A 16,463-nucleotide genomic window follows, 5' to 3' on the forward strand; every position below is an offset into this window, starting at 1 on the left:
CCTGGAGTCGGCCCAGGCTAATATGAGGAAAATGTTTCCTCTCAGCGCGCAATATCGGCGAAAAATTGCTTCGAGGGGCCAAAAAAGGCAACGTTGAATGCATCTAATTTCTATCAATTCGATAGAGTTCAGCCGTCATCAACGGAGGCGGAAATGACCAAACCTCATTTCAGGAAACTGCTCGGCGCACTGGTCGCCACATCGATCCAGTTCGGCACGCTCGGTTTCGCGTTTGCCGATACCACCATTCTCAACGTGTCCTATGATCCGACACGCGAACTCTACAAGGCCTATGACGAGGCCTTCGTCGCGCACTGGAAGGCCGAGACCGGCGAGACGGTCACCATCCAGCAATCGCATGGCGGATCGGGCGCCCAGGCCCGCGCCGTGATCGACGGCCTCGACGCCGATGTGGTGACGCTAGCGCTCGAAGGCGACATCAACGCCATCGTCACCAAGTCGAAGAAGATCAATCCCGACTGGCGCAAGAAGTTCGAGAACAATTCGGCCCCCTACACCTCGACCATCATCTTCCTGGTCCGCAAGGGCAACCCGAAGGGCATCCATGACTGGAGCGATCTGGTCAAGGACGGCGTCCAGGTGATCACGCCGAACCCGAAGACGTCGGGCGGCGCGCGCTGGAACTACCTCGCCGCCTGGGCCTACGCCAATGCCAATGATGGCGGCGACGAAGCCAAGAACAAGGAATTCGTCGGCAAGCTCTACGCCAACGCTCCAGTGCTCGACACCGGCGCCCGCGGCTCGACCGTCACCTTCGCGCAAAAGGGCATTGGCGACGTGCTGATCGGCTGGGAAAACGACGCCTATCTGGCGCTCAATGAATTCGGCGCCGACAATTTCGAGATCGTCTATCCGCCGACCTCGATCCTGGCCGAGCCGCCGGTGGCGATCGTCGACGCCAATGTCGATGCCAAGGGCACCCGCAAAGTGGCGGAAGCCTATCTCGGCTGGCTCTATTCCAAGGAAGCGCAGACGATCATCGCCAAGAACCACTATCGTCCGGCCAAGCCCGAGCTGGTGGATCCGGCGGATATTCCGAAAACGCCTGAAATCAAGCTGATCTCCATCGACGATCCGCTTTTTGGCGGCTGGAAGAAGGCGCAGCCTTATCATTTCGGCGACGGTGGTATATTCGACCAGATCTACAAGCCGGCCCAGTGAGCTAAAATCTAGATCAGGACGACATGACCACAGCACCCGCCAAGGCGGGGTGGCGATTCAGACAGCCGAGTGTCATTCCGGGTTTCGGATTGACGCTCGGCTTCTCGCTTGCCTACCTCACGCTCATCATCCTCATCCCCTTGTCGGGCCTCGTGTGGCGTTCGGCAGCCCTCGGCTGGGCCGATTTCTGGGCGATCGCCACCGATCGCCGGACCCTCAACGCGCTCGAAATCAGCTTCGGCGCCGCCTTCATCGCGGCAGCCGTCAACGTCGTCTTCGGCACGCTCGTCGCCTGGGTGCTGGTGCGCTATCGCTTCCCCGGCCGCCGCATCGTCGATGCCATGGTCGACCTGCCCTTCGCCCTGCCGACCGCGGTGGCCGGCATTGCGCTGACCACGCTCTACGCGCCCAATGGCTGGATCGGCCATCTCCTGGCGCCACTTGGCATCAAGGTCGCCTATACCCCGCTCGGCATCGTGGTGGCATTGGTCTTCATCGGCCTGCCCTTCGTCGTGCGCACAGTGCAGCCGATCATGGAGGAGATCGACAAGGAGGTCGAAGAGGCCGCCGCCACGCTCGGCGCCAACCGCTTCCAGATCATCACCCGCATCCTGTTTCCGGGACTGGCGCCAGCCATCGTCACCGGCTTCTCGCTCGCCTTCGCGCGCGGCGTCGGCGAATACGGCTCGGTCATCTTCATTGCCGGCAACCTGCCCTACAAATCGGAGATCGCGCCGCTTCTGATCGTCATCCGGCTGGAGGAATACAACTATCCGGCGGCGACCGCGATCGCAGCGATCATGCTTCTGCTGTCGTTCGTGATGCTCCTGATCGTCAATCTCGCGCAGTCATGGAGCCGCAAGCGTTATGGCTGATCCCGAGATCAAATCCTACGAGCCGCATCACGAAAGCCAGTCGGCTGCGGTGACCGAAAGCCTGCCGGTGCGGTTGCTGCTGATGGCGGTGGCCTTCGCCTTCCTCGTCATCTTCGTGCTCCTGCCGCTGATCATTGTCTTTCATGAGGCGCTGGCCAAAGGCCTCGGCGCCTACACGGAATCGCTCTCCAATCCCGATACGCGTTCGGCGATCCGGCTGACCCTGCTGGTGGCGGCCATCGCCGTGCCGCTCAACGTCGTCTTCGGCATCTCCGCCGCCTGGGCTATCGCCAAGTTCGAGTTCAAAGGCAAGGCGTTTCTGACCACGCTGATCGACCTGCCCTTCTCCGTCTCGCCCGTCATCTCAGGCCTGGTCTACGTGCTCTTGTTCGGCGCTCAGGGGCTGCTCGGCGAATGGCTGAAGGCGCATGGCATCCAGATCCTCTTCGCCGTGCCCGGCATCGTGCTCGCCACCGTCTTCGTCACCTTCCCGTTCGTTGCCCGCGAACTGATCCCGCTGATGCAGGAACAGGGCAATGGCGATGAGGAGGCCGCGCTCTCGCTCGGTGCCAATGGCTGGCAGACTTTCTGGTATGTGACGCTGCCCAACGTCAAATGGGGATTGCTCTACGGCGTGCTTCTGTGCAACGCCCGCTCGATGGGCGAATTCGGCGCGGTCTCGGTCGTGTCCGGCCATATACGCGGGCTGACCAACACCATGCCGTTGCATGTCGAAATCCTCTACAACGAGTACAACGCCGTCGGCGCCTTTGCTGTCGCTTCGCTGCTTGCCGGCCTGGCTTTGGTGACGCTGGTCTTGAAAACACTTCTCGAGATGCGCTACGGCGCCGAGATCGCCGCGACGCGCGGACACTGATAGAGGGATTTTCATGGAAGTTCGCGTTGCCAACGTGCGCAAGGAGTTTGACCGGTTCCCGGCCCTCCATGACGTATCGCTTGACATCAAGTCGGGTGAGCTGATCGCGCTGCTGGGGCCGTCCGGCTCCGGCAAGACGACACTGCTCAGATTGATTGCCGGGCTCGAGCGGCCGACGCGCGGAAAGATCTTCTTCGGCGACGACGATGCCTCGCAGAAGTCGATCCAGGAGCGCAATGTCGGCTTCGTCTTCCAACACTATGCGCTATTCCGGCACATGACGGTCGCCGACAATATCGGCTTCGGCCTCAAGGTCCGGCACGGACCGTCGCGGCCGACGGCGCAAGAGATCCGCCGCCGCGCCTCAGAGCTCCTCGACCTTGTCCAGCTTTCCGGCCTGGAAAAGCGCTACCCGGCACAGCTTTCCGGCGGCCAGCGCCAGCGCGTGGCGCTTGCCCGCGCCATGGCGATCGAACCCAAGGTGCTGTTGCTCGACGAGCCGTTCGGCGCGCTCGATGCGCAGGTGCGTAGGGAATTGCGCCGCTGGCTGCGCGAGATCCATGACCGCACCGGCCACACCACCGTCTTTGTGACCCACGACCAGGAAGAGGCGTTGGAGCTTGCCGACCGCGTCGTGGTGATGAGCCAGGGCCGCATCGAGCAGGTCGGCTCCGCCGACGAGATCTACGACACGCCGAACTCGCCCTTCGTCTACTCCTTCATCGGTGAATCGAGCACGCTTCCCGTAAAGGTCGAGGACGGTCAGGTCTGGATCGCCGACCGGCCGATCGGGCTGTCCGCGCCGCATGCGCCGAGTGGCGAGGCAGTCCTCTACTTCCGCCCGCACGATGTCGAACTGCTCGACGGGTGCAGCGGCTGCATCGCCGGCACGGTCGCCGCCAGCCGCCGCGTCGCCGGCACCAGGCGCGTCGAACTCGAAATTGGCGGCGAACGCCAGCGCGTCGAGATCGAACTCCCCGTCGACCATCCAGCGGCGCAGAAGAGCCGGGTGGCGTTCAGGCCGCGGCGGTGGAAGCTGTTTCCGGCGGCATAGCATTCGTCAACAGATCGAAGCGAATCCGTTTGGAAGGAAATCCTACCAACCGGCTGTTTCGGCAATACTTTTTCTCACCACCGGATGGCAGGCCGCGTCCCCGTGTCTGGTCGCGCGGGACATGGCCCTATTATGTTGGCGCATTATATCGATGCATTCGAACCGACATTCTCAAGGAGCCCCTTTTTCATGAAGCGATTTTTCCTCAGTGTCGCCACCGCCGCCAGCCTGTTCCTCGCCTCCTCGCAAGCCTGGTCGGCCGACAAATTGCTCAACGCTTCCTATGATGTCGGGCGCGAATTGTTTGTCCAGGTGAACAAGGCCTTCATCGCCGGCCATCCCGGCGTCACCGTCGACCAGTCGCATGCCGGTACTTCTGCCCAGGCGCGCGCCATTGCCGAAGGCCTTGGCGCCGATGTCGTCACCTTCAACCAGGTCACCGACATCGACTTCCTGGTCAAGAAGAGCCTCGTCTCCGCCGACTGGCAGAAGGATTTCCCCGACAACGCCTCGCCCTTCTATTCGCTGCCGTCCTTCCTGGTGCGTGCCGGCAATCCCAAGCACATCAAGGACTGGAACGACCTCGTGCGCGACGACGTGCAGGTGATCTTCCCCAACCCGAAAACCTCGGGCAATGCGCGCTACACCTATCTGGCGGCGACCGCCTACGCCAAGGAGGCCTTCAAGGGCGACGACGCCAAGGTGAAGGAGTTCGTCACCAAGCTGTTCAACAACGTGCCGATCTTCGATACGGGCGGCCGCGCCGCTACCACGACCTTCGTCCAGCGCGAGATCGGCGACGTGCTGATTACCTTCGAGTCGGAAACGCGCGGCATCCGCAAGGAGTATGGCGACGACAAGTTCGAACAGGTTACCCCAACTGTCAGCCTGCTCGCCGAATTCCCGGTGGCCATCGTTGACAAGGTCGCCGACGAGCACGGTACGCGCGATCTGGCTAAATCCTATCTAGACTTCCTCTACACGCCGGAGGGCCAGAATATTGCGGCTGAAAATGGCCTGAGGATCCGCAATGCTGAAGTCGCGGCCAAATACAAGGCTGACTTCCCCGATGTCCGCCTGCTGACGGTCGAAGACGTGTTCGGCGGCTGGGACAAGGTGCAGAAGGAACACTTCGCCGCCGGCGGCCTGCTCGACCAGACTTATGGCAGCCGCTGACAGCAGCAGCGTCCGACCTGAACAGGAAAGCCGGCTCTTTGCCGGCTTTTTCGTTTTTGCGCGCCGACAAACGGCTTTCCGCCCGAATCCGGCGGCATATGTGAAAAACGTTACAAAGAATCAACGCCTTTGTGCCTAACCTCTCAACCGGGCGGCTTGTTCTACGCGAAACCGGGTTGTTCAGGCGAAACGTCATGATTTGCACACAAACAACCGCCAGATGCGGGTGGTTGGGGTTTTCATGAACTGAATCGGGCATGCTTACCAAAAAAGGCAAATATGGCCTCAAGGCCCTCGTGCATCTTTCCGGCCTGCCGGTCGGCCAGCTTGCATTCGTCAACGACATTGCGGTCGCCAACAACATCCCGAAGAAATTCCTGGATGCGATTCTGGGCGAACTGCGCAATGCCGGCTTCGTCCTGAGCCGCAAGGGCAAGGAAGGTGGCTATCGCCTCGCCCGGCCCGCTTCCGAGATCAAGATCGGCCACGTCGTGCGCGTGCTTGACGGACCGCTCGCGCCGATCCCTTGCGCCAGCCGCACCCAGTACCAGCGCTGCGAGGATTGCGACGAGGCGACCTGCCAGGTCCGGCACATGATGCTGGAGGTGCGCCAGGCCATCGCCGAGGTGCTGGATAACAGAAGCCTCGCCGCCATGCGCGATGCCGACAATGACGATTTTCCGGTCGAACTGACGTCGCAGATTTAGATAAGTTCGAACCCTGAATGGCGTTCACCATGGCCTGCCGGCGCCGATTGCGCGCTCGTGGCAGACGCAGTAAAGCGATTTTCGACGCGCAAGAACAGGTGGACACCGGTCGGATGAGGCTGCCGTGGTTGGGAAAATCCCGGAAAGCCGATCGGACACCATCGTCCGCCGTCATTTACCATACTGAAATCATCGCCGATCTCCTGGTGCCCGAGCGGGCCGAGCATGTGCGCTTCTTCAGCCGCAAGCTGGTTCGCCCCGGCAAGTTACGTACCTTCAACAACAGGGATTTTCGCGAGCTGGTGCTGGCCGCCTTCTATCTCGGCGTCGCGGCATTGCTGCCAGTCAGTTGGTGGGCAGCGATCTGCAGCCGCGTATCGGGGCTGCGCCTCAAGCGCCATATCCGCAAGGACTTCGTGCGCTACGCCGCCGCGACGCGCGCGGTGCTCGGCAACGGCATCGATGCGCAAAGGCAGTTCAGGGCCTTGCTCTACGCCAACCACCGCAGGCGATTGCTGCTTGCCGCGCATCTCGTCGGCCGCCGCTGGTCACCCGATATCCGGCTTGAGGGCCTGGAGGGCCTGGAGGGCCTTCAAGCGGCGCTGAAGCGCGGCCACGGCGCCATCATCTGGTGCGATCAGTTCACGGCCCAGACCATCATCGGCAAGCGCGCGCTTTATGAAGCCGGCATCGAGGCGCACCAGCTCAGTGTCAGCGCTCACGGCATCTCCGACTCGACCTTCGGCCTGCGCTTCCTGAACCCGCCAATGGTCCGGGTCGAGAACCGTTTCCTGAAAAGCCGGATCGTCTTCGATCGCGGCGATGCCTACCAGGTCACCGGCCGGATCCAGAAGATCCTTGGCAACAACGGCGTCGTGCTGGTGACCAACACCGTGCATGCCGGTTCGACATTCACCGAAGTCGGGATCGGCGAGAGCGGCTGGACCCACCTCGCCTCGGCGCCGACGAATTTCGCCGCCAGAGGCAAGGCGGCGCTGTTTTCCATGTCGACCTTCGAGACCGATCCGTTCCGCCAGTACCGCGCTATCCTGAGTCCCGAACTGGTGCCGGCCCCGGCGGGAACCGCTGAGCCCACGACAAGAGCCGGCGGCGCCAAGAACATGGCGTTGCAGGCCGAGTACATCCTGCTCAAGCGCGACCGCTTGCTGGAGGCGCTGAAACTCTACCCCGAGCAAATGATGATCTGGTCCGGCGCCGACCGGTTCACCGAACGGCCGGAAAACGCCTTGCCCGATGACGGTGGTTCATGATTTTGCGCCGGCCAGCAGGCTGGCAACGGCGCTAACGATGTCGGCCACTGGAAGCGTGGCGTCGACCGTCAGCGCCTGCTCGTCGGCACCAGGCGGCTCAAGGATGGCGAACTGGCTTTCGACTAGGCTTGCCGGCATGAAATGCCCCTTGCGGGCGGCGACGCGCCGCTTGGCGGTGACGCGATCAATCTCCAGATAGACGAACACGATATCCCGGCGAAAGCCGCGCAGACGTTCGCGATAGCTGCGCTTCAGCGCCGAGCAGGCGGCGACCACGCTTTGGCCGCTGCCGGCCAAATCCGCGATCCGCTCGCCAATGGCATCGAGCCAGCCTTCGCGCAGCTGATCGGTGAGCGGCTCGCCGCTCGCCATGCGCGCGACGTTTTCGGGCGGGTGCAGCCTGTCGCCTTCGACAAAGACGGCCCCTTCGGCTGCTGCCAGCGCCTTGCCGACGGCCGACTTGCCACAGCCGGCGACGCCCATGACCACGATGGCCCGAGGCACCGAGCCGGGAGCGCCCGTTGGCGCCTGTGCCGTCTTTTCGTCCACGGTCAGCGGCTTGCCGGCGCGCGGCCGTAGAGCAGGAGCATGGCGACGATGACGACACCATAGATGATCTGCCGGCCGGCCTCGGGCATCTGCATGACCGACAGGATGGACTGTAGCAGCGTGATCAGGATGACGCCGGCGACGGTGCCGAGATAGGAGCCGCGGCCGCCGAGGATCGAGGTGCCGCCAAGCACCACGGCGGCGATCGACGGCAGCAGATAGGCATCACCCATCGACTGCGCCGCCTTGGAAGCATAGCCGGCGAGAAGCACCCCGCCAAAGGCGGACAGCCCGCCCGATATGGCGAAGGCGATCATCACCACGCGCCTTGTGTCGATGCCGGAGAGATAGGCGGCACGCTCGCGGTTGCCGATGCCGTAGACGCTGCGGCCGAAGCTGGTGCGGGTCAGCATGAGCACCATCGCAGCACCGATCAACGCCCAGATGATGACGGCGTTGGGCACGCCCGGAATGGCAAAACCTGTCGCGAGATAACGCATGGCGCCGGTGGCCGAATCCTGTGGCGAGAAGCCACCGGTATAGACGACCATGAGCCCTTGCGCGACGGCGTTGGTGGCGAGCGTAATGATCATCGAGGGGATGCGCAGATAGGCGACACCGATGCCGTTGACGATGCCGATCAGCACGCCGCAAAAGATGCCAAAGGGAATGGCCAGCGCCACACCGATCGGGCCATAGGCCGCCGCCGCGGCCGCCATCATGGCGCCGACCGCCACCGACCACGGCACCGACAGATCGATCTGGCCGAGCAGGATGACCAGCATCATGCCGGTGGCGATGACACCAAGGAACGACGCCACCTTGAGCTGCTGCAACAGATATTCCGGCGACAGGAAGCTTCTGGAATAGAGGCTGCCTAGAAACAGCAACAGCACGATGCAGGCAAAGGCGGTGAGCACCGCGGGATCGGCGCGGCGGATGAATTTCGGCATGCGCCCTGCGATGCCGCCGATGGTCGTCTCGCTCACAGGAACCACTCCAGCCGGTTGCGGACCCGAAACAGGGCGAAGGCGCCGAGGCTGACCGCGATCAGCAGGATAACGCCCTGGAACAGCGGCTGCCAGAGCGGGTCGAAATCGAAAACGAACAGCAGGTCGCCGATGGTGCGGAAGGCGAGCGCGCCGAAGATGGCGCCGATGGCGCTGCCTTTGCCGCCGAACAGCGAAACGCCGCCCAGCACGACGGCGGCGATCGAGAACAGCGTGTAGGCGTTGCCGCTGGCATAGGCCGCGTCGCCCGTATAGGTGAAGAAGGTCAGGAACAGCCCGCCGATCGCCGCCAGCAGCCCGGCAAGCGCGTAGGCGGCGAACTTGCCGCGCCGGATCGGCACACCTGACATGTAGGCCGCCGTCTCGGATGAGCCTGCTGCGTAAGCGGCACGGCCGAGCACCGAACGGCTGAACGGCACCCAGACGATCAGCACCACGGCGAACAGCGCGACCAGGCTCGCCGGCACCACGCCGAACAGGCGCCCGGTGAGCGCATCGGCCAGATCCTCATTGACCGATCCGCCAGGGAACGGCCTGAGCAGCAGTGCGATGCCGAAATAGACGGCACCCGTGGCGATGGTGGCCACGATCGGCTGCAGTCGGCCGTAGATGACGATGGCGCCATTGATCGCGCCGCACAACAGCCCGGTGCCGAGCACGGCGACGACGCCCAAGGCGGTCTCGAGGCCGGTGCCGATGACCAGCCAGGAGGCGAGGCAATTGGTCAGCGTGAAGATCATGCCGACGGAAAGGTCGATGCCGGCGGTGATCACCACCAGCGTCTGCGCCATGGCGACGAAGGCGAGCAGCACGCCCTTGTTGGAGGCCGTCTGAACGACATTGGCGGTAAATCCCGCCGGATGGTTCGCGGTGTAGATCGCGAACATGAGGATGAAGATGGCGAACGCCAGCAGCGTTCCGCGTTGTTCGGCAAGCCAGTAGCGCCAATCCTTCACGCGTCCGCTCCGTGGCTAGAGGTGGCGTCGCCGCCATGGATGTTGAGCGCGCTGGCGATCAGCGCCCGTTCGGTGATCTCCGCGCCGACCAGCTCTCGCTTGACCGCGCCGTCATAGAGCACCAGCACCCGGTCGCAGCAGCCGATCAGCTCGTCATAGTCGGTTGAGTAGAACAGGATAGCGGCACCCGCGTCCGCAAGCTTGCGCATCAGTTGATACAGCTCTTGCTTGGTGCCGACATCGATACCGCGCGTCGGATCGTTGAGCAGGATGATGCGCGGCTGGCGCATCAGCCATTTCGCGATGACGACCTTCTGCTGGTTGCCGCCCGACAGCGCGCCGACCGGAATGTCGAGGCCCGCCGTCTTGATTGCCAGCAGCCCCACCATGTCGTCGATCAGCCGCAGCTCGGCGGCGCGGTCGATGATGCCGCCTTTGGACAGCCGGTCGAGAGCCGCGAAGGACAGGTTTTCGCGCACCGTCATCGGCAGCATCAACCCTTCCGTCTTGCGATCCTCGGGGATCAGCGCCATGCCGATCCGGTCGTCGCGCGCCGCCGCCGGACTGGCGATCGCCACCGGCTTGCCATCGATCAGGATCTCTCCGGAGAGACCGCGCAGCACGCCGAAGAAGGCAAGCAGCAACTCGCGCTGGCCCTGGCCGTCGAGGCCGCCGAGACCCACCACCTCGCCGGCCGCGACGGTCAGCGAGACATTGTCCAGCCGGTCTGTCCACGACAGGTTGCGCGCTTCAAGCACCGGGACAGCAGTAGCCGGCAGGCGCACTGGCTTGGGCGGAAAAATATGGCTGTATTCTCGCCCGATCATCAGCTCGACGACCTCATTGTCGCTCTTGGAGCCGGCGGCATAGCTGGCGACATTGCGGCCGTTGCGAAACACTGTGCACTGGTCAGCGAGCTCTGCGATCTCGTTCATCCGGTGCGAGATGTAGAGCAGTGCCAGCCCTTCCCCACGCAACCGCTTCAGCACCGCGAAGATCTTGGCGACATCGGCGGCAGCCAGCGCCGACGTTGCCTCGTCGAGGATCAGGATGCGCGGCTTCCTGGCCAATGCCTTGGCGATCTCGACCATCTGCCGTCTCGAAAGCGGAAGATCCTTGACCAGCGCCAGCGGATGGATGTCGGCCGCACCCGCGCGTGCCAGCGCCTCTTCGGCGATGCGGCGCTGCGCCTTGCGGTCGATCATGCCGAACCGGGTCGGCGGATCGGAAATGACGATGTTGTCGGCGACGCTGAGCTCGGGGACCAGCGACAGTTCCTGGAAGATGCAGACGATGCCGGCCTGGTTGGCCGCGGCCGGCGAGGCAAAGCTGACCTCACGCCCGTCCAGCGTCATCGTGCCCTCGTCGGGCGCCACCACGCCGGCCATGACCTTGATCAGCGTCGATTTGCCGGCGCCGTTTTCGCCGAGGATGCCGTGGATGCTGCCCGATGTGACCGAAAGTTCGGCCTTCTCCAGCGCACGCACGCCGCCATAGCGCTTGGAAATACCTTCCATGCGAAAGAGTGGAGCTGCACCGTCCATCAGCCCTCCGGGGCAGTTTTATGGATTGAGATGGCAAGCGGTTCGGCGCCGCGGAGCATCCCGCGGCGCCGATTGTGCAGCCTATTGGTCGGCCTTGGTCTGGCCCATGATTTCCTGCGCGGTGAAATTGATGCCGCAGGTCGGGAAGGAATTGCCGACGAAGAAATTGTCGGACTGGTCAGGGAAGTAGTCCTGGCCTTCCTTGAAGTTCGGATCCTCGACGATGGCGAGCGGCAGCTTGACCGATTGCGGTACGACCTGACCCTCAAGTGCGGCGATCGCCGTCTTGATGGCGACCGCGACCTGGGCAGGGCCAGTGCCGGCCGAGGAGCATTTCAGGCCGTCCGCCGCGTGCGCCGCGCAGAACTTGCGGAAACCGTTCTCGGTTTCGCCGCCGAACGGCACGAACGCATGCTTGGCGTCGATCATCGCCTGAACGATGCCGGTGTCGCCGCCCTGACCGGTGATGCCGACGAACGGACCGTTCGTGGCGATCGCGTCAGCCGTGACCTTCTGCGCTGTCGGATCATCCCACTTGCCGGCGACTTCGGTGACGTCCCATTTCTTGCCCGAGGCATCGAAGACCTCATGGATGCCGTTGTGGCGGTCGGTATCGACCGACGTGCCGGCAACGCCACGCACTTCAAGTATCTTGCCGCCATCCGGTATATGGTCGACTAGCCATTTGGCCCACAGCGCGCCAAGACCCTTCTGGTCCACGTTGACGTTGATGGCGTCCTTGGTGTCGAGGATGTTGTCGAAGGCGACCAGCACGACGCCGGCTTCCTTGGCGCGCTTGATGACCGGCCCGAAGGCGGTCGGATTCTGCGCGTTGACGACGATCGCGTCAAAACCGGAATCGATGAAGTTATTGATCGCCGAGATTTGCGCCGGCACATCCTCGCCGGTCGACACAACCTTGAATTCCTTCAATTTTGCCGCGACGTCCTTCTGCGCAGCATAGGCCTTGGCCGTCTGGATCATCTGGATGCGCCAGGTGTTGGCGATATAGCCGTTGGCGAGCGCGATGCGGTATGGGCCTTCCTTCTTGGGAAATTTGAAGAACTGAGTATCGGCCGCCCACGGCGCGAAGCAGTCGGGCTCGGCCGCTGGTCCCTTGACGACTTCAGGTTCGGCCATGGCCGACGAACTCAGCATGACGAATGCAGTGGCGGCAACGATGCCACCAACAAGTGACTTGATCATCGATATTCCTCCCAGTTGCAGTTTAATTTTTGATGCTGCTTGCCGTGGTGCGTTTTTCCACGCCCGGCGAAGGCTCTCCAGCCTTGCCGGCGGCACGTCTCAAGGGCCTGAAGCCGGCCCGATCCCCTCCCCCTCGCCGCTTCACGGGCGAGAAATGAAACCTAGCATATTATACATAATAAACAAGCATGAGCTGTTGCTTATGTATAATAAACAGGCGTAGCTCCTCAGTCACAACACCTGGCTGATAAAAATGGTAGCGCTACCATGACGTTGTGTAAAGCACCATTTGCTGAGGTCGCCAAAGCGTGTTCAGCGTGCCGTGCTCTCGCGGGGCTTGAGCTCGAAACCGAGATCGACAACCCGCTGCTCAGGCCTTCGCCCGGCGATCGCCGCCAGCGCCATGGCAACAGACCGGCGGCCGATTTCATAGCGAGGGGTGCGGATGCTGGTGAGCGGCGGGAACGCCGCCTGCATCATCTCGAGGTCGTTGAAGCCGACAATTCCGATTGTCTTTGGCACGTCGAGTGCGGCGCTATGGCATTCGAACAAAACGCCGAGCGCGATATCGTCATTGTTGCAGAAGACGCCGTCGAGCGCCGGCATCTTGGCCAGCGCATCGCGAAGCAGCTCGCGGCCGAGCGTCACACTGGACAACAGCGGCGTGGTGGTGATCAGCCGCGGGTCGAACAGGCCGGCCTTCTCCATTGCCGCGCGATAGCCGGCAAGGCGCCGCTGCGAGCGCGGATCCATACGCGCGCCGATGAAGCCGATCCGCCGGTAGCCCGCCTCGATCAGATGCTCGGTCGCTGTCCTGCCGCCGTCGAAATGCGAGAAGCCGACCAGCATGTCGACCGGATCGGGCCCGGTCTCCATCACCTGCACCACCGGGCAGCCTGCGCTCTCCAGCAGTTTTCGCGAGGTCGGTGTCTGGTCGATGCCGGCCACGATCAGCGCCGCCGGACGCTGTGGTGCGAACACCTGCAGCAGACGCTCCTCCTCGAGGCCGGAATAATGGGTGTTGCCGAGCTGGACGCGGAACGGGCCGTCCGACAGGCTGTCATAGATGCCGCGCACCACTTCGGCGAAGACGTTGTTGGTGAGCGACGGCACCAGCACGCCGAACACATCGGCGCGCGCCGAGGCCAGCGCCCGCGCATTGGGATCCGGCACATAGCCGAGCTCGTCGACGGCGGCCTGGATCTGGCGGCGCAAATCCTGGCTGACGCGGTCGGGCTCGCGAAGCGCTCGCGACACGGTGATGGCGCCGACGCCGGCCTTGCGCGCGACATCGGCGATCGTCGGGCGTCCGCCACCGCGGCGCGAGCGCGGCTTGGTCACGACCTTGCCCCTTGCGCTGCGCGCGATTGCGACGTCGTCGTCTCTGTCGCCATGTTTGTCCGGCTTCCCCAACTATGCCATTCCAGCTTGGCGTCGCGCAGCAACTGGCGATTGTCAAGCTGACGGCGGTTTCCAACTCCTTGACAAAGTTGGGCGGTCTACGTCATTCATGGATGAAGGGAAAAGGGAGGACGTATTAATGAAGAAAACATATGAAAAGCCGGCGCTGAACAAAAAGGACCGGCTGTCCGCAGTGACAGCATCACCACCAGCCTCACAGATCCCGCCGCCGCCGCAGCCGCCAGCTTGAGGTGTTTGGAGGCGCGCAGCCTCCATCGGTAAGAAATGGCAAGTCCGCCAGCTCGTGCCGGCGGGCTTTTTTCTTTGAGCCGGGAACCAAGGGCAAGCGGCGATGTTCGGATGAGGCAGCGGAATGAAATGGCTTTCTCCTCCGCTGTAGATCGGCCTCCGTGGACGATCGGAGCCCGCTGCCGTCTAACCCCTCACGGTTCGGCAGCGGGCTTTCTTTCAATTGACTTCTTTCCGCAGAGATTGTTTTGGCAAACTCGGCGCGAGCTCCCTCGCACGCTCCGATGACCAGATCGGGAAGGGTGCCGCTTCCTAGTTTCGCCGCTACGAAAAGAAAAACCCGCCGACCAAAGTCAGCGGGCCATCTTCCCTCGTACTACGCTAGGGTTCCAAGGATTGACCCCCGCCAACAACCCGGCGCCCCAGCCAACAACCCAGGGGCCCCAGCGCTGACGAAGGTTATATTAGCTTGCCAAAAACTTCGCTGTAGCGAACTGGCAACAGCGGCCAGAATTCGCTGATTGCGCCCTTTGCGACCGCTCAATCGTTCCCTGCCGGATCTAACCTCTTCGCTGAGTGGAGAAGGGGGTTGGGCCGATAAGCCGTAAGGACTAGTTGTCCCAAATGTAAGCTTCGGCGAAATTATATTGCGAAATCCGCGATCGGCTCTGGAAGCGCGTTCAGGAGCACGCTGGCCCGGCGGCCAAGGGCATGAAGCGGCCGGCGACCCAATGGGTAAGGCCGGGGCTGATCGGCCGCGTGAAGCACCTGCGCGGCGAGCAAGACTTGCGGCATGCGTCGCTGCAGGATTTGAGAGAGGAGCCGGAATAGCGGTGTATGGCCTGCCATCCACCCGGCATAATAAGGCTAGGTTGACATGAGGCTCTTTTTGATCGCGCTTGTCGTCGCTCATAACTGGTATTCCGGTTACCATGACCCTGTCACCGGCTATGAATGTTGCGATGACAAGAAGGATTGTCGGGTCATCAGCCCGCGCTATGTCGAGCCACTGCCGGGCGGCGATTTCAATATCTACACGGGGTCCAAGACCCGATATTTCATTCCCAAGAACCGCGTCATAGAGAGTGAAGACAGCCAGTATCACATCTGCACGTCCTCGCCGAACATGACCATCCGTTGCTTCTTTGCGCCGCACACGGAGGCCGGAATGCTGGCGCCCCCGCTAGCGCCCCTTCCGGCCAAGGACAGGCCCGCTGCCGTAGGAGAGCAGCGGGCCGTTTTGCCAAAAAGCTAGGTCAGCCTTTTCTCTGGCCGGCTCAACGGTTCCCCGCTATTGGCCGGCCAGCTTCATAGGGGTATGGTGTGATCGCGGAAAGGGAAATTTCGAAACGGTCCATCGGCCATGTGCAGGTTGACCCTCGCTCTCGCCTTCGTGCTGACCTGTGGCCCGGTGTCTGCAGTAGAGCATTGGTTTGCTCATGACGGCGACACGCTGTGGCATGACAAGAAACGAGTTCAGTTACTCGGTATCGATGCCCCCGAACTTTCCCAGCCATGTTTTGATGCCGCTGACAAAATCTGGCCTTGCGGCAGGTATGCGCGTGACCACATTCGCCATCTCATTGCCTCTGGGGATGTATCCTGCACCATCGAAGGCAAGGACCGCTATGACGATGATGTCGGCGTCTGCTTCGTTGGGAGCATCGATCTCGCGCGCGACCTGGTAAAACACGGATTGGCGGTCGCCGACAAACAAGCGCCTCGATACCTTGCCGAAGAGCGCGAAGCCCGCAGTGCCAAACGCAACTTGTGGGCAGGGGCATTTATCGACCCCGGCGAATATAGACGGGGTGGTCGCCCATAGCTCCTACGATGGCCCAGGACGGCGTTAAGGTGCAGATCGAGGAGGATAACGCCGAAGCCGAATGGGCGTTAGGTCGTTACTTCCCCTTCGGTGTCTGGGGTGGCACTAGTGTGACATAAGGTGTCCTCGGCTCCTTGCCGGGCTCCCGGTAAAACGGGGCCAACTCGCCGGGTGGTCCGAGTGATTTGATGTAAAGATACACCGAACGCAAGTCGCTGTCGCTCATGGCTTGGACTTGGTACCAGGGCATTGGCGGCAAATTGACCTTGTTCTTGAGGTGGTCGACCCATTTGTCCTCGTTAAAGCCCATCGCCAAGTCCCTGAGGTTTGCTGCATAGGTCGTGCCCCATGGACCCTGCCAGCCAACGGAAGAGCCTTTCAATGCTTTCTCCGGGTCGATTTTCCCATCGGCTTCACGGTATCCTTCCGTGTGGCAGAAATGGCAGCCGCCTATGATCGAAATATACAAACCGCGTTCGACGGAAACTCCATCGGCCGCCAGCAGGCTGGAAGGCACGATGCACAGAGCGCCGGCCGCAAAAATATCGATTGTTCGCATATTCGCTGCCTCCCCATGACTG

16 protein-coding genes are annotated in these 16,463 nt (G+C 62.4%); 9 read left to right on the forward strand and 7 right to left on the reverse strand.

All coding sequences use genetic code 11. From position 1 onward, the window contains the following. Positions 1-153 precede the first annotated feature (153 nt). The 7 genes from AC1D1L_RS18875 to AC1D1L_RS18905 all read left to right on the forward strand — a co-directional run bounded on the left by AC1D1L_RS18875 (position 154) and on the right by AC1D1L_RS18905 (position 7,142). On the forward strand, positions 154-1,182 hold the full coding sequence (locus tag AC1D1L_RS18875) for a sulfate ABC transporter substrate-binding protein (protein ID WP_477342985.1): 1,029 nt from the start codon (positions 154-156) through the stop codon (positions 1,180-1,182). 23 nt (positions 1,183-1,205) lie between these two features. Continuing rightward, positions 1,206-2,057, forward strand: coding sequence for a sulfate ABC transporter permease subunit CysT (gene cysT, locus AC1D1L_RS18880; RefSeq protein WP_477342986.1), 852 nt, complete (start codon positions 1,206-1,208; stop codon positions 2,055-2,057). Next, positions 2,050-2,934 carry a sulfate ABC transporter permease subunit CysW gene (gene cysW, locus AC1D1L_RS18885; protein WP_112560300.1) on the forward strand — a complete coding sequence of 295 codons (885 nt, stop codon included), beginning with the start codon at positions 2,050-2,052 and terminating at the stop codon, positions 2,932-2,934. Before cysT ends, cysW begins: the two co-directional genes overlap by 8 nt. A gap of 13 nt (positions 2,935-2,947) precedes the next feature. Further along, complete coding sequence (locus AC1D1L_RS18890) at positions 2,948-3,988, forward strand: sulfate/molybdate ABC transporter ATP-binding protein (protein WP_477342988.1); 1,041 nt, start codon at positions 2,948-2,950, stop codon at positions 3,986-3,988. A 189-nt stretch (positions 3,989-4,177) separates the two neighbouring features. Next, positions 4,178-5,164: a sulfate ABC transporter substrate-binding protein gene (locus AC1D1L_RS18895; protein WP_477342990.1), complete on the forward strand. Its 987-nt coding sequence runs from the start codon at positions 4,178-4,180 to the stop codon at positions 5,162-5,164. 257 nt (positions 5,165-5,421) lie between these two features. Further along, entirely contained in the window at positions 5,422-5,871 is a 450-nt protein-coding gene (locus tag AC1D1L_RS18900) for an RrF2 family transcriptional regulator (protein ID WP_112394487.1), read from the forward strand. Between the two features lie 113 nt (positions 5,872-5,984). Further along, positions 5,985-7,142: a hypothetical protein gene (locus tag AC1D1L_RS18905; RefSeq protein ID WP_477342991.1), complete on the forward strand. Its 1,158-nt coding sequence runs from the start codon at positions 5,985-5,987 to the stop codon at positions 7,140-7,142. On the opposite strand, the gene AC1D1L_RS18910 is transcribed toward AC1D1L_RS18905, so the two are convergent. The 6 genes from AC1D1L_RS18910 to gntR form a co-directional block, all read right to left on the reverse strand. Continuing rightward, positions 7,137-7,691: a gluconokinase gene (locus AC1D1L_RS18910; RefSeq protein WP_477342992.1), complete on the reverse strand. Its 555-nt coding sequence runs from the start codon at positions 7,689-7,691 to the stop codon at positions 7,137-7,139. The two genes, AC1D1L_RS18905 and AC1D1L_RS18910, sit on opposite strands and share 6 nt — an antisense overlap. Positions 7,692-7,693: 2 nt before the next feature. Next, positions 7,694-8,680 (reverse strand): ABC transporter permease, encoded by a 987-nt coding sequence (locus AC1D1L_RS18915; RefSeq protein ID WP_112560474.1) that lies wholly within the window; start codon positions 8,678-8,680, stop codon positions 7,694-7,696. Further along, entirely contained in the window at positions 8,677-9,657 is a 981-nt protein-coding gene (locus AC1D1L_RS18920; protein ID WP_352559870.1) for an ABC transporter permease, read from the reverse strand. Before AC1D1L_RS18920 ends, AC1D1L_RS18915 begins: the two co-directional genes overlap by 4 nt. After that, the gene (locus AC1D1L_RS18925; RefSeq protein ID WP_477342993.1) at positions 9,654-11,201 is read right to left on the reverse strand and encodes a sugar ABC transporter ATP-binding protein; all 1,548 of its coding nucleotides are present in this window, start codon (positions 11,199-11,201) and stop codon (positions 9,654-9,656) included. The genes AC1D1L_RS18920 and AC1D1L_RS18925 overlap by 4 nt, the downstream gene beginning before the upstream one ends. Positions 11,202-11,282: 81 nt before the next feature. Next, the gene (locus tag AC1D1L_RS18930) at positions 11,283-12,407 is read right to left on the reverse strand and encodes a sugar ABC transporter substrate-binding protein (RefSeq protein WP_477342994.1); all 1,125 of its coding nucleotides are present in this window, start codon (positions 12,405-12,407) and stop codon (positions 11,283-11,285) included. A 312-nt stretch (positions 12,408-12,719) separates the two neighbouring features. Next, positions 12,720-13,748: an HTH-type transcriptional regulator GntR gene (gene gntR / locus AC1D1L_RS18935; protein ID WP_477301028.1), complete on the reverse strand. Its 1,029-nt coding sequence runs from the start codon at positions 13,746-13,748 to the stop codon at positions 12,720-12,722. 1,186 nt (positions 13,749-14,934) lie between these two features. Here gntR and AC1D1L_RS18940 point away from each other — a divergent pair. Both AC1D1L_RS18940 and AC1D1L_RS18945 read left to right on the forward strand, forming a co-directional pair. Beyond that, positions 14,935-15,312, forward strand: a complete 378-nt coding sequence (locus tag AC1D1L_RS18940; RefSeq protein ID WP_477342995.1) for a hypothetical protein — start codon at positions 14,935-14,937, stop codon at positions 15,310-15,312. 117 nt (positions 15,313-15,429) lie between these two features. Next, on the forward strand, positions 15,430-15,882 hold the full coding sequence (locus AC1D1L_RS18945; RefSeq protein WP_477342996.1) for a thermonuclease family protein: 453 nt from the start codon (positions 15,430-15,432) through the stop codon (positions 15,880-15,882). A gap of 76 nt (positions 15,883-15,958) precedes the next feature. On the opposite strand, the gene AC1D1L_RS18950 is transcribed toward AC1D1L_RS18945, so the two are convergent. Further along, a complete protein-coding gene (locus AC1D1L_RS18950; protein ID WP_477342997.1) occupies positions 15,959-16,441 on the reverse strand; it encodes a hypothetical protein in 483 nt (160 codons plus the stop codon). Positions 16,442-16,463: the final 22 nt, after the last annotated feature.

The organism is Mesorhizobium sp. P2_D6 (assembly GCF_056404315.1).

Excerpts from the sequence above, each read along its gene's own strand:
- AC1D1L_RS18875 (WP_477342985.1), top strand. The coding sequence starts at position 154 with ATGACCAAACCTCATTTCAGGAAACTGCTCGGCGCACTGGTCGCCACA.
- cysT (WP_477342986.1), top strand. The coding sequence starts at position 1,206 with ATGACCACAGCACCCGCCAAGGCGGGGTGGCGATTCAGACAGCCGAGT.
- cysW (WP_112560300.1), top strand. The coding sequence starts at position 2,050 with ATGGCTGATCCCGAGATCAAATCCTACGAGCCGCATCACGAAAGCCAG.
- AC1D1L_RS18890 (WP_477342988.1), top strand. The coding sequence starts at position 2,948 with ATGGAAGTTCGCGTTGCCAACGTGCGCAAGGAGTTTGACCGGTTCCCG.
- AC1D1L_RS18895 (WP_477342990.1), top strand. The coding sequence starts at position 4,178 with ATGAAGCGATTTTTCCTCAGTGTCGCCACCGCCGCCAGCCTGTTCCTC.
- AC1D1L_RS18900 (WP_112394487.1), top strand. The coding sequence starts at position 5,422 with ATGCTTACCAAAAAAGGCAAATATGGCCTCAAGGCCCTCGTGCATCTT.
- AC1D1L_RS18905 (WP_477342991.1), top strand. The coding sequence starts at position 5,985 with ATGAGGCTGCCGTGGTTGGGAAAATCCCGGAAAGCCGATCGGACACCA.
- AC1D1L_RS18925 (WP_477342993.1), bottom strand. The coding sequence starts at position 11,201 with ATGGACGGTGCAGCTCCACTCTTTCGCATGGAAGGTATTTCCAAGCGC.
- AC1D1L_RS18930 (WP_477342994.1), bottom strand. The coding sequence starts at position 12,407 with ATGATCAAGTCACTTGTTGGTGGCATCGTTGCCGCCACTGCATTCGTC.
- AC1D1L_RS18940 (WP_477342995.1), top strand. The coding sequence starts at position 14,935 with ATGAGGCTCTTTTTGATCGCGCTTGTCGTCGCTCATAACTGGTATTCC.
- AC1D1L_RS18950 (WP_477342997.1), bottom strand. The coding sequence starts at position 16,441 with ATGCGAACAATCGATATTTTTGCGGCCGGCGCTCTGTGCATCGTGCCT.